At 60.9% G+C, this 12,869-nt stretch carries 12 protein-coding genes and 1 riboswitch; of the genes, 8 read left to right on the top strand and 4 right to left on the bottom strand.

Annotation, left to right across the window (positions count from 1 at the left end; translation table 11 throughout):
- The first annotated feature begins 23 nt into the window (after positions 1–23).
- The 4 genes from BN1137_RS12410 (at position 24) to BN1137_RS12395 (ending at position 3,733) form a co-directional block, all read left to right on the top strand.
- Positions 24–230, top strand: coding sequence for a bacterioferritin-associated ferredoxin (locus BN1137_RS12410; protein WP_050718905.1), 207 nt, complete (start codon positions 24–26; stop codon positions 228–230).
- Positions 231–390: 160 nt separating this feature from the next.
- Positions 391–870 (top strand): bacterioferritin, encoded by a 480-nt coding sequence (gene bfr / locus BN1137_RS12405; protein ID WP_050718904.1) that lies wholly within the window; start codon positions 391–393, stop codon positions 868–870.
- 210 nt (positions 871–1,080) lie between these two features.
- On the top strand, positions 1,081–3,186 hold the full coding sequence (locus tag BN1137_RS12400) for a DUF885 domain-containing protein (RefSeq protein ID WP_050718903.1): 2,106 nt from the start codon (positions 1,081–1,083) through the stop codon (positions 3,184–3,186).
- An 88-nt stretch (positions 3,187–3,274) separates the two neighbouring features.
- Positions 3,275–3,733 (top strand): methylglyoxal synthase, encoded by a 459-nt coding sequence (locus BN1137_RS12395; protein ID WP_050718902.1) that lies wholly within the window; start codon positions 3,275–3,277, stop codon positions 3,731–3,733.
- Positions 3,734–3,938: 205 nt separating this feature from the next.
- Here the strand turns inward: BN1137_RS12395 and BN1137_RS12390 are convergent, their stop codons facing one another.
- Positions 3,939–4,526: a superinfection exclusion B family protein gene (locus tag BN1137_RS12390; protein WP_042641196.1), complete on the bottom strand. Its 588-nt coding sequence runs from the start codon at positions 4,524–4,526 to the stop codon at positions 3,939–3,941.
- Positions 4,527–4,729: 203 nt separating this feature from the next.
- Positions 4,730–4,922, top strand: a riboswitch (yybP-ykoY riboswitch).
- Between the two features lie 3 nt (positions 4,923–4,925).
- Here BN1137_RS12390 and BN1137_RS12385 point away from each other — a divergent pair.
- Entirely contained in the window at positions 4,926–5,912 is a 987-nt protein-coding gene (locus BN1137_RS12385; protein WP_050718901.1) for a sodium:calcium antiporter, read from the top strand.
- 85 nt (positions 5,913–5,997) lie between these two features.
- On the opposite strand, the gene ansB is transcribed toward BN1137_RS12385, so the two are convergent.
- The 3 genes from ansB to BN1137_RS12370 form a co-directional block, all read right to left on the bottom strand.
- A complete protein-coding gene (gene ansB, locus BN1137_RS12380; RefSeq protein WP_050719116.1) occupies positions 5,998–7,056 on the bottom strand; it encodes an L-asparaginase 2 in 1,059 nt (352 codons plus the stop codon).
- A gap of 128 nt (positions 7,057–7,184) precedes the next feature.
- Positions 7,185–7,379: a heavy-metal-associated domain-containing protein gene (locus BN1137_RS12375; protein WP_050718900.1), complete on the bottom strand. Its 195-nt coding sequence runs from the start codon at positions 7,377–7,379 to the stop codon at positions 7,185–7,187.
- A 93-nt stretch (positions 7,380–7,472) separates the two neighbouring features.
- Positions 7,473–8,423: an AEC family transporter gene (locus BN1137_RS12370; RefSeq protein ID WP_050718899.1), complete on the bottom strand. Its 951-nt coding sequence runs from the start codon at positions 8,421–8,423 to the stop codon at positions 7,473–7,475.
- Positions 8,424–8,559: 136 nt separating this feature from the next.
- Here BN1137_RS12370 and treR point away from each other — a divergent pair, with 136 nt between their 5' ends.
- The 3 genes from treR to treC all read left to right on the top strand — a co-directional run bounded on the left by treR (position 8,560) and on the right by treC (position 12,867).
- Positions 8,560–9,507, top strand: a complete 948-nt coding sequence (treR, locus tag BN1137_RS12365; RefSeq protein WP_050718898.1) for a trehalose operon repressor TreR — start codon at positions 8,560–8,562, stop codon at positions 9,505–9,507.
- A 191-nt stretch (positions 9,508–9,698) separates the two neighbouring features.
- On the top strand, positions 9,699–11,129 hold the full coding sequence (gene treB / locus BN1137_RS12360) for a PTS trehalose transporter subunit IIBC (RefSeq protein WP_050718897.1): 1,431 nt from the start codon (positions 9,699–9,701) through the stop codon (positions 11,127–11,129).
- Between the two features lie 73 nt (positions 11,130–11,202).
- Positions 11,203–12,867: an alpha,alpha-phosphotrehalase gene (treC, locus tag BN1137_RS12355; RefSeq protein WP_050718896.1), complete on the top strand. Its 1,665-nt coding sequence runs from the start codon at positions 11,203–11,205 to the stop codon at positions 12,865–12,867.
- Positions 12,868–12,869 lie beyond the last annotated feature (2 nt).

Raw genomic sequence — 12,869 nt, 5'->3', positions numbered from 1 at the left:
CATTCCAGCATGAGGTCAAAATTATGTACGTGTGTTTGTGCCGCGGCATCACAGATACCCAGATCCGCAAGGCGGTACAGGCAGGCAAGACCGAGTTCCGACAACTGAAGCAATCACTGGAAGTCGGTGCTCAGTGCGGCAAGTGTGTACGTATGGCCATGGAGATTATTAGCACCGAACTCGACAAGATTGAATCGGATCAAGCCCCGCTCTATTACGAAGTAGCTTGATACCACAGTTTTATTTTCTGCGACGATCCGTCGCAGGATCCTCTTATCCCCAGGCGAGCTAATTCGTCATGCCTCTTATTGTCACTTTTCTGGACTAAGCTCTAGTGATCGATGCCTCAGGCCTATATAGCCGCAGGCACGAACATAAGGAGTAATGTCGATGAAAGGAGATCCCAAAATCATTGCCCACCTCAACAAGGTGCTGGCCAATGAATTGGTTGCCATCAACCAATACTTCCTGCACGCCCGCATCTACGATGACTGGGGCCTCAAGGGGCTCGGGCACAAGGAATACCATGAGTCCATCGATGAGATGAAACATGCCGACGAACTGGTAAAGCGGGTGCTGTTTCTGGAAGGACTGCCCAACTTGCAGGATCTGGGCAAGCTGCGCATCGGTGAAACGGTCGATGAGATGTTGCGCTGCGATCTGTCACTGGAGATGGATGCCATACCCGACCTGAAAGTGGCCATCACCTATGCCGAATCGGTACATGATTACGTCAGCCGCGACCTGTTCCAGGAAATACTGGAAGACGAAGAAGAACATGTGGACTGGCTGGAAACCCAGCTCGATCTTATCGAACGCATCGGCCTGGAGAACTACCAGCAATCCCAACTTCACTCGGAATCATCCTGACATCCTGAATAGTTATGGCATGACACATCGATTCAAAAACCCGTTCCGGCGGGTTTTTTCATATCCGGCTGCATAGCTTTTCATGATGCTTATCACCATGAAAAGTAAGCTTATTTTTGTTAATTAGCTCGCAAAAAAGCAAACGTGAGAGATGCACTATTGGAACCCCTTATTGGGACGCACAATAACAACAAGCTAAAGGACTACACCATGCATTTCTTACCAAGCAAGCTGACGCTGGCCTGTGCCATCGCTCTCTCCCTCACCGCCTGCAAGGACAACAGTTCCAAGGCACCGGCGGATCCCGTCGCCACCAAGGCAACCCTGATGCAAACCATGGACGAGGCCCTGCGCGAGAGCCAAACGCTGGATCCCTACGGTTTCGCCATCGACGAGCAGAGCATTGCCAAACGCAAGGCGCTCGACACCTCCCTGCTCAAGCGACTGGATGCCCTGGATCCGAGCGTGCTGAGTGAACGGGATCGGCTGTTCTACGACATGATCCGCTGGGATCTGCAGATCAACCTGGCAGGTTATGAGCTGCCCCAATCCCAGATCCCCATCCATCACTTTCGCAACCGGGTGGTGGATCTGGCTGACGAGGTCGGCACTTTGCCTGCCAGCGGCCGGGCGGCGCGCACCGTCGACTCTGGCTTCGACTACTTCGCCCAGAGCTCGGCCAAACGAGTCGCACCGGGTGATGCAAGCTGGCGACGGGATCTCGACCGCACGGCCGAAGCCCCGGCTCAGACCGCCAAGGCACGAACTGCGGCAGCACCGCTGGCCTGGTATCAGGAGCACCTCACCTGGCTCAAGGCCTATGACGCCTATCTCGCCGAGGTGAAGCATCAGTTCGAACTGGGCAGCAATCGGGGCAACACCCTGCCAGACGAGCTGGTGGACAGGCTACTGGCCCAGCTCAACGGCAAGCTGGATGGGGAGGCGATCTCGGGATCCTACCTCGGCTGGCAACAGTTGCCAGCAGAGGCCAACGAGGCGCTGCGCACCGATTACAAGGCCGTGCTGGATAGCATCAATAGCCGTTATCTGGCGCTGCGGGATTATCTGGATTACCAGCATGGTGGCGCCTACGCAGTGCGTCTTGGCAGCGGCGAGTGCGATGATGGCTTCTGTGGCATGACGGATGGCCGTGACTGGTATCGCTGGCTCTTGAAGAAGCACACCACCACCAATATGACACCGGAGGAGGTACACGAGCTGGGACTTGGCGAAGTGACCAGGATCTTCGGCGCCATGGTCAAGGTCTGCCATACCGTCGGCAAGTGCGACAGCGAAGATGTCACCCAGAACAAGCAGAGCGGCCAGATCTACGCCTTCTTCCGCTACCTCAACGAACCTGCATTTTTCTACCAGAACCCGCTGGCGGTCTGGTCCGCCAGCCTGAATCCGGGCAACGCGGCCGGGGCCGCGCTGAGCGCGCCACAGCAACAGGCACTGGCCGAGCATGAGCGGGCACTAGCGGAGTACAACGCCTTCAAGAGCAAGGCGACACAGGTGCTACCTGACTTTTTCGATGCCGAGCGCACCATTCCCAAGCTGGATTACGACGTCGTGCCGGTTGCCTATGAGGATGCTCCCTACGGCGGCGTCGCCTGGTATCAGGATGGCAACCCCCAGACCGGTCGCAAGGGCCAGTTCTTCCTCAACACCTATTACCCCTATGGCCTGCAGAGCTGGAACATCAGCACCCTGCTGGCCCACGAGGGGGCCCCAGGCCACCACTTCCAGATCACCATAGCCCAGGAGCTGGCAGCCAAGGATCCCGACTTCCCGCAGTACGTGGCGAACGCCTCCTACACCGCCTATGCGGAAGGCTGGGCGCTCTACACCGAGTATCTGGCGGATCACGACATGGGGCTCTATCAGGGGCGCGGCCTCTACGATCCGGCGGTGGGGGATGTGAAGGTCGAGGGCTCTGAGGCCTTTAACAACCAACTGCAGTACTTCGGCCGCCTCAACGAGGAGATGCTCAGGGCCATGCGGCTGGTGGTGGATACCGGCATTCACTGGTATGGCTGGAGCCACGACAGGGCCGTCGGCTACATGCAGGAGAACTCGGCGCTGGGGGCCGGAGACATCAGCTCGGAGGTGCCGCGCTACATGGCCTACACCGGCCAGGCTACCTCCTACAAGGCAGGCCAGCTGGCGCTGATCCGGATGCGGGAATCTGCCGAGCAAGCCCTTGGCAGCCAGTTTGATCTCAAGGCGTTCCACCATCATGTGCTGGAATACGGCATGCTGCCCATCTCGGTACTGGAGCAGAAGAACAAACAGTGGATTGAACAGTCGAAGTGATCACAGTTACGGCGCCCGGCAAGGCAGCGGGCGCCGCTTTCGATTAGGATACGGCTCTCTTCCCATCACAATGCTACGGACGATTTCCATGGAACTGATTGCACGTGAGATGGCGCCCCACAAGCGGGTGGCGCTGGTGGCTCACGACAACATGAAGACCCCCTTGCTCAACTGGGTGATGCGCCGCAAGGAGGAGCTCAAGCTCCACCATCTCTATGCGACCGGCACCACCGGCACCATGCTCGGCAAGAAGGCGCAGTTGCCCATCACCTGCCTGTTCTCCGGCCCCATGGGCGGCGACCAGCAGCTGGGCGCGCTCATCGCCGAGGGCAAGATCGACGTGCTGATCTTCTTCTGGGATCCGCTCAATGCGGTACCGCACGATCCGGATGTGAAGGCGTTGCTGCGCCTGGCGGCGGTGTGGAACATCCCGGTCGCCACCAACGAGGCGACGGCGGATTTCATCATGGACAGCCCGCACATGCAGCGCGCGTTCAGCGTGCAAATCCCCGATTACGCCGGTTACCTGAAAGCGAGAACCCAATAGCGGCAAATCTGCCAGTCTGCGCCGGTTACTTGAAAGCAAGAACCCAATAACGGCAGACCTGCCAGTCTGCGCCGGTTGCTTCAAAGCCAGAACCGAGTAACGGCAAGTCGGCGCCTGTGACGCTAAGACCAGAGCCAAACCATCACTGCAGATAGCAAAGAGCCGGACAATGTCCGGCTCTTTTTATTGGAAGGATGACGGCGACTCAGCGCTGCAGGCTCTTCTGGGCGAACTTGGGCCTGGCGTTCATGATCTGCTCCACCTGCTCGTCGCTCATCTTGCCACGAGACAGCCCAAGCACCTTGTAGGTGAGCAGCGGCCGGGCCGACAGCGCTATCATCAGGGCGCGGATCTGGTTCTCGTCTTCTTTCTCCCGCACCGGCTTGCCGTAGGCATAGGTCAGCACCCCGGCGTCCATCAGGTTTTTGACGGCGGGCTCGGTGATCGGCAGGTTTATGACGCTTTTGCGCTGCAGCACGAACTCGCGCAGCACCGCCTTCTCGTTGAAGTCGAGGAAGCCGATCATCTGGGCCAGCTGACCCTGTTGACGGCGGGACTGCCACTCGTCACAGGCCCATTCCCAGAAGATCAGGAAGGCCTGACTGCAGAAGTAGGAGATGGCGATCAGCATGCCGACCCCGAGCCAGGCGGCGTGGGTCGTGGCCCACTGGCTGACCGCCCCCTTCATCAGGCCGGCCGGGAACAGCAGAATGATGCTGCAGCAGAGCAGCAGCCAGACCATGAGCCAGTTGAGGCGGTTCAGCTGATAGAAATGTTGGATCCACCGTTTCATCGTTCATCCTTCCCAGAGCATTGTGGACAGTAGACAACTCAAAGCAATCGTTGTGCCAAGGCGAAGATCTCCGGGAAAAGATCAGGATCCGCATCGTGAAGCCTGTCTGCTGGCGCCGGACTGAGGTTACATCCCCTTACAACTTGTTGAGTGGATGAGCGCCAATTTGCCTTGTGAGGGGCAGCCCAACTTGGTAAAAAACCCGCACTGTCATTGGGGAGTAGCAACCCGCCCGTGATCCGGGCAGGGCTCATGTCAACATTCTTGGATCTGCCGATCCATGGCATGGGCGGCGATAGCATCTATCGCTCTGCAAGACCTTTGGCCTCGATATGCACGCCAGCCGGGCGAGCCGTATCGGGTCCATCGGTTGTTCTGCTCGCCCGGCGGTTGCCCATCATGCTGATTACCCTGCTGTTATTCCTGCTCTCTGCCGTCACCATCTACCTCGCCTGCGAATATTTCGTCAACGGTATCGAATGGACAGGCCATCACTTCAAGATCTCCCAGACCGCCACCGGCTCCCTGCTGGCGGCCCTCGGCACGGCCTTGCCCGAATGCATCGTCACCCTGACCGCCCTGCTGATGGGTGATGCCCCCGCCCAGCAACAGATCGGGATAGGCGCCGCCCTCGGCGGCCCCCTGGTGCTCTCCACCATCGGCTACTCTGCCGTCGGCCTGACCCTGTTGCTGTGCATGAGCCCTGAGCACAGGGTCATGGAGGACGAGGTGCAACGCGCCATAGGCCGGGATCAGCGCTGGTTTGTCGGCATCTTTCTGGTGGCGGTGGCCCTCGGCATGGTGACTTTCACCGGCAAAGCCTGGCTGGCCCCGCTGTTCGTGCTGATCTACCTGATCTATGTGCGCCGCGAGCTGCAGCAGACCGACAGCCACGAGGTCGAGCTGCCCGAGCCCCTCAAGCTGGCCCCCGGGGCCGGGATCCCGCCGCTTCGCAAGGTGCTGCTGCAAACCTTGGTGGCACTGGTGGTGGTGGCGCTGGCGGCTCAGCTGTTCGTCCATCAGCTGGAGAGCATGGGCGAGCTGCTCGGCCTCTCTCCCGTGCTGGCGGCCCTGCTGCTGAGCCCGGTGGCGACCGAGATGCCGGAGCTGATGAACGTGCTGATCTGGGTGCGCCAGGGCAAGCATCGGCTGGCACTGGCCAACATCTCCGGCGCCATGATGATCCAGGGCACCATTCCCAAGGCATTCTGTCTGTTGTTTACCCCCTGGTTGCTCGACCGCACCATGATGGTCTCCTCCCTGGTGACCCTGCTGGCGATAGTACTGCTGTGGTGGGGCTTTCGCCGTGGGCGGATGACGGCGGGCAAGCTGGCCTGGGTGGGGCTGGTGTACCTCGGTTTCGGCGGCTGGCTGATGCTGGCCTGAGGAGCCTGCAAGGCGCAATGGAAAAGGGCAGGATCCGATCCTGCCCTTTTTTTATGGGATTACATTAGCGGGCCGAGCCCCGGGATCAGAACTCCTGGAACCAGCGCTGGATCTGCTTGGGATCCTTGCTCTGGGTCAGGGAGAGCATCAGCAGGATGCGCGCCTTCTGCGGGTTCAGGGTGCCGGCGGCCACGAAGCCGTACTTGGCGTCGTCGATCTCGGCGTCCAGGGTGGTGGCACCGGTCGGCACGCGGGCGGAGCGCACCACCCGGATGCCGTCCTCGCTCGCCTTGGCCAGGGTGTCGAACAAGGTGTGGTAGAGGTTGCCGTTGCCCACCCCGGCGCTGACGATGCCGTCAAACTTGGCGTCCACCAGGGCCTTGGCCGGCAGATCGCTGGCGTTGGCATAGTTGTAGACGATGCCGACCTGGGGCAGCTTGTCGAGCTTGCTCACGTCGAACGGGGTCTTGCTGGTGTGCAGGCGGGCCGGGCTGCGCTGGTAGTCGATCTTGCCGTTGTGGATGTAGCCGAGCGGGCCGAAGTTCGGGGCGGCAAAGGTCTGCACCCCTGTGGTGTTGGTCTTGGTGACGTCGCGGGCATCCAGCACTGTGTCGTTCATGGCGACCATGACGCCACGGCCCTTGGAGCTGGGGTCGGAGGCGGTGACCACGGCGTTGTAGAGGTTCAGCGGACCGTCGGCACTCATGGCGGTGGAGGGGCGCATGGCGCCGACCAGCACCACCGGCTTGTCGCTCTTGACGGTGAGGTTCAGGAAGTAGGCGGTCTCTTCCATGGTATCGGTGCCGTGGGTGATGACGATGCCGTCCACGTCATCCTTGGCCAGCAGCTCGTTGACCCGCTTGGCGAGCTTGAGCCACACCTCGTCGTTCATGTCCTGGGAGCCTATCTTGACCACCTGCTCCCCCTGCACCTCGGCCACGTTCTTCATCTCGGGCACGGCGGCGATCAGGGTCTCGATGGCCACCTTGCCGGCCTCGTAGTTGGACTGGGTTGCAGACTGCCCCGCCCCGGCGATGGTGCCGCCGGTCGCCAGTATGTGCACGCTGGGCAGCGCCATGGCCAGGGGGGAGAGGGTCATGCCGAGGACAACGGCGAGCAGGGTCTTGCGGATAGGGAGGGTCATGCTGCAATCCTTCTGAATGGTTGATTGCAGCATTTTTATTCTTTTTAAATGAAATTTAAGTGATCACTCTCACCAATAAAAACAAGTAAACAGAATATTAGTCTGATTTTTACCCATATTGAGATATCTCACTCTGCATTAAAGCCCTTGGCCTCGATCAGCGCGATCAACTCGGCCTTGCTCAGCTCGCCATCGATGACAGCCTTGCTGCTGTCGAAGTCTACCTTGGCCTGAGTCACGCTCGGCTGAGCCAGCAGGGCTTTCTGCAGGCTGGCGGCGCAACCGCCGCAGGACATGCCGGATACGGTGAGTTCGATAGTCATGATGTGTCTCCTCTGTTGATGTCAATCCAGCCTAAGGCTGCCGCCAGCGGCAAGGTCAAGCCCGTCTATCCACAATCAACGGGCCTCGTATCATCAACCCATCAGTCCCAGGTAGTTCATTAAAGCCGCCCCCAGGCTGGTGCTCACCAGCGAGCCGAGGGTGGTGGTAGCGATGATGTTCGCGGCGAGCACGCTGTCGCCGCCCATGGCGCGGGTCATCACATAGCTGGCGGCCGCCGTCGGGGTGGAGCTGATGAGAAACAGGATACCGAGCGCCTGAGTGCTGAAACCGAGCGCCCAGGCCCCCATGACCAGCAGCACCGGAATGAAGAACAACCGGTTGGCGGTGGCCCAACCGGTCAGGCCGGCGCCGCCACGCAAAGCCTTGAGGTTGAGGCTGGCACCGGTACAGAGCAGGGCCAGCGGCAACGTCATGTTGGCGAAATAATTACCGGTGTTGATGACCAGCGACGGCAACTCGATGCCGAGCAGACCAAACGGCAGCGCCGAGAGGATGGCGATGATCAGGGGGTTTTTGACGATCCCCTTCAGGATTGGCTTGATCCCCCGCCCTCCCCCCAGGCTGCGGGTGAGGGTGATGACCGCCAGGATGTTGTAGAGCACTGTGACGGCGCCCACCAGCAGGGCGGCGGCGCCGATCCCCTCCGGGCCGTAGGCGTTTTGCACATAGGCCAGCCCCATGATCCCCATGTTGCCGCGAAAGCTGCCCTGCACGAAGATGCCACGCAACTTCTGCTCGCTGATGAAGCGCCGCGCCAGCAGCTCGAGCACCAGAAAACCCGCAAGGGTCCCCAGCAGACCGTAGAGGATGAGCCAGGGGCTCGGCATGGTGGAAAAATCGGTGCGCACCATGCTGAGGAACAGCAGGGCCGGCAGGGTAACCTGGAACACCAGGCGGGAGGCGGATTCGACGAAGCTGTCTGGCAAGAGGCCCAGGCGCTTGAGCCAGATGCCGAGCACCAGCACCATGCAGATGGGGCCCGTGATGGAGAGGGAAAAATGCAGACTTGCCAACAGATCCATGATGCGCGTCCTGTGCGATGCGAGCGGCAGGCCGCCAGCCGATATGGAAAGGGGAGCGGTCATTCTAACGCCATGGGCTTGTATTCACAGGGGTTAATCACAACAATGTGGGCAATCCCCTGCCCGAGCACCCGTTATGGAAAAGAAACTGACCATCCTCGACATCGCCCGCCTCTCCGGCGTCGGCAAGTCGACCGTCTCCCGGGTGCTCAACCAGGATCCCAAGGTCAAACCCCAGACAAGGGAGAAGGTGGAGCAGATCATCGCCGAACACGGCTTCGTGCCGAGCAAGTCGGCCCGCGCCATGCGCAGCCAGAGCCAGCAGGTGGTGGGCATCATCGTCTCGCGGCTCGATTCCAGCTCCGAGAATCAGGCGGTGCGCGGCATGCTGGAGACCCTCTACGCCCGCGGCTATGACGCCGTGCTGATGGAGAGCAAGTTCTCCCCTGACAAGGTGAGCGAACATCTGGCGGTACTGGCAAGGCGCGGGGTAGACGGCATCATCTTGTTTGCCTTCAACGATCTCGATTACCCCGCCATGACTCCCTATCGGGAGAAGCTGGTGCTGGTGGCGCGGGAATTCCCAGGATTTTCCTCGGTCTGCTTCGACGATGCCGGCGCCGTTCGCACCATGCTGGCCCAGCTGGAGCAACGGGGCGCTCGCGACATCGCCTATCTTGGGGTGGACGTATCGGATCTCACCACAGGCCAGCGCCGCCTCGATGCCTATCTGACCCACTGCCAGGAGCGGGGGCTGACGGCTCGCACGGCGCTTGGGGATCTCAGCCTGCAGAGCGGCTATCGGCTGGCGGCCGAGCTGCTCACCCCAAGCACCCAGGCGCTGGTCTGCGCCAGCGATACCCTCGCCATGGGCGCCGCCAAATACCTGCAGGAGCAGGGCCGCAGCGAGGTGCTGGTGACCGGCCTTGGCAACAATCCCCTGCTGGGTTTTCTGTTCCCCAATGCCCTCAGCCTGGATCTCGGCTACAAGGGGGCGGGCGAACAGGCGGCCCGTCAGTTACTCGGCCAGATAGAGCAGGGCAGAGTGCCGCAGGCCACCATAGCCCCCAGCCAGCTCTTGTGACTGCCATCACCTCCCATTGAGCAAGATTCATCCATTTTGTGACACTCACCACGAAATGGGAACGTTCCCATTTTGATCGGGAAAAATTGGTAGCATGCTAAATAGGCACTATACCAAGAACGCTCGGGTCCGCAGATTGGCCCTACAGGGTGATGCATACCAAACTCACTGGAGTCACAGAGGGAAGACTCATGTCCAAGATCAACGCACAACATCTGGCCCAGCTCATCGACAAGATCGGCGGCAAGGAGAACATCGCCACCGTCAGCCATTGCCTGACCCGGCTGCGCTTCGTGCTCAATGACCCGGCCAAGGCCGACCCCAAGGCCATCGAAACCATACCGGCGGTGAAGGGCAGCTTCACCCAGGGCGGCCAGTTCCAGGTGGTCATCGGCAACGAAGTGGAGCAGTGGTACAAGGCGCTCACCGAGGAGATCGGGGTCAGCGGCGGCAGCAAGGATGCCGCCAAACTGGCGGCGCGCCAGAACATGAATCCGCTGGAGCGCGGCATCTCCCATCTGGCGGAGATCTTCGTACCCCTGCTGCCCGCCATCATCACCGGCGGCCTGATCCTGGGCTTTCGCAACGTCATCGGCGACATCAAGATGTTCGACGATGGCACTCATACCCTGGTGGAGATCAGCCAGTTCTGGGCCCAGGTCCACTCCTTCCTCTGGCTGCTGGGTGAAGCCATCTTCCACTTCCTGCCGGTCGGCGTCTGCTGGTCCGCGGTCAGGAAGATGGGCGGCTCCGAGATCCTGGGGATAGTGCTCGGGATCACGCTCGTTTCACCACAACTAATGAACGCCTACGGCATCGGCCAGCAGACCCCGGAAGTGTGGGACTTCGGCCTGTTCGTCATCCAGAAGGTCGGCTATCAGGCCCAGGTCATCCCGGCCCTGCTGGCAGGGGTCTTCCTCGCCTGGGTGGAGACCAATCTCAAGCGCATCATCCCGGCCTATCTCTACCTGGTGATAGTGCCTTTCATCTCCCTGCTGCTGGCGGTGATCGTGGCCCACGCCTTCATCGGCCCCTTCGGCCGCTGGATTGGTGAGGGGGTCGGTTTCGCCGCCAAGGCCGCCATGACCGGCTCCTTCGCCCCCATCGGCGCCGCCCTGTTCGGCTTCCTCTATGCACCCCTGGTCATCACTGGCATCCACCACACCACCAACGCGGTAGACTTGCAGCTGATGCAGAGCATGGGGGGCACCCCGATCTGGCCGCTGATCGCGCTCTCCAACATCGCCCAGGCTTCTGCGGTCGTCGGCATCATCCTCATCAGCCGCAAGGAGAACGAGCGGGAGATCTCGGTGCCTGCTGCCATCTCCGCCTACCTCGGCGTGACCGAGCCGGCCATGTACGGCATCAACCTGAAGTACAAATTCCCCATGCTGTGCGCCATGGTGGGCTCGAGCTGTGCGGCCCTCATCTGCGGCTTCGCAGGGGTGATGGCCAACGGCATCGGGGTCGGTGGCCTGCCCGGCATCCTCTCCATCCAGCCGCAATACTGGGGCATCTACGCCATCGCCATGCTGGTGGCCATCGTCGTCCCCGTCGTGCTGACCCTGCTGGTCTATAAGCGCCAGCAAGCCGCCGGCAAGCTGGATCTGGCAACCGCCTGATCCCTCAAAGGAAAAACACAAGGCGCAGCCCTGTGCTGCGCCTTGTCATGACAAGCAACACGAGAACCTGACCATGAGCCAGACACCCTGGTGGCAGAGCGCCACGATTTACCAGATCTACCCCAAGAGTTTTCAGGACAGCGGCGAGCGCGGCACTGGTGACCTCAAGGGGATCATGGCCCGCCTCGATTACCTCAAGACCCTCGGCGTCGATGCCCTCTGGCTGACTCCGGTCTACGTCTCCCCCCAGGTCGACAACGGCTACGACATCGCCGATTACCTGAATATCGACCCCGCCTACGGCACCATGGCGGACTTCGAGGCCCTGCTAGCGGCGGCCCATGGGCGCGACATCCGCATCGTGATGGATATCGTCGTCAACCACACCTCCACCCAGCACGCCTGGTTCCAATCCGCCCTGGGGGACAAGAATAGCCCCTACCGCGACTACTACATCTGGCGCGATCCCGTGGACGGCGGCGTGCCAAACAACTGGATCTCCAAATTTGGCGGCAGTGCCTGGGAACTGGATAGCGCCACCGGTCAGTACTACCTGCACCTGTTTGCCCGCGAGCAGGCAGACTTGAACTGGGAAAACCCGGCGGTGCGCGCCGAGGTCAAAAAGATCATCCACTTTTGGGCCGACAAAGGCATCGATGGCTTCCGCCTCGACGTCATCAATCTCATCTCCAAGGATCAGCGCTTCCCGAACGATGACAGCGGCGACGGCCGCCGCTTCTACACCGACGGGCCACGCATCCATGAATTCTTGCAGGACGTGAGCCGCGACGTATTCGCCCCGGTGGGCGCCATGGCGGTGGGTGAGATGTCCTCCACCTCCATCGAGCACTGCCAGCGCTACGGCGCCCTCGATGGCTCCGAGTTATCCATGGTGTTCAACTTCCATCACCTCAAGGTCGACTATCCGAATGGGGACAAGTGGACCAAGGCGCCGTTCGATTTCCTCGAGCTCAAGCGCATCTTCAACCACTGGCAGAGCGGCATGCACGGCAAGGCCTGGTCGGCGCTGTTCTGGTGCAACCACGATCAGCCGCGCATCGTCTCCCGCTTCGGCGACGAGGGTGAACATCGCGTGGTGGCCGCCAAGATGCTGGCCAGCACCCTGCACGGCCTGCAAGGCACTCCCTACATCTATCAGGGGGAAGAGATCGGCATGACCAATCCGGGTTATGGCAGCATCCATGACTATCAGGACGTGGAGAGCCGCAACATCTTCGCCATCAAGCAAGCCGAGGGCATGAGCGAGGCCGAGATCCTCGCCATCCTGGCCGCCAAGTCGCGGGACAACTCCCGTACCCCCATGCAGTGGAGCGACTCCCCCAACGCAGGTTTCACCCAAGGCACGCCCTGGCTCAAACCCGCCGCCAACTACCCGACGATCAACGCCGAAGCCGCATTGGCGGACGCAGACTCCGTGTTCTGGCACTATCGGGATCTGATCGCCCTTCGCAAGGCACACCCCATCTTCACCCAAGGGGATTACCAGGAGTTGCTGCCTGGCCACCCGCGTCTCTGGGCCTATGCCCGCCATTGGCAGGGCAAGGCACTGCTGGTGGTTAGCAACTTCTACGGCGAGGCAGCGGAGTTTGCCCTCCCCACCGATCTCCAGACCGGTAAGGGGCGCCTGCTGCTGGGCAACTACCCGGACAGCCCGACCCAGCCGCAGGCAACGACATTGTTGCGCCCCTATGAGTCACTTATCTGGTTGATGGAATAAAC

Source organism: Aeromonas tecta (genome assembly GCF_000820185.1).
GTDB classification, from domain to species: Bacteria; Pseudomonadota; Gammaproteobacteria; order Enterobacterales; family Aeromonadaceae; genus Aeromonas; species Aeromonas tecta.
The sequence above is the reverse complement of the archived record's forward strand: the minus strand, read 5'-3'. Positions and strand labels throughout refer to the sequence as shown.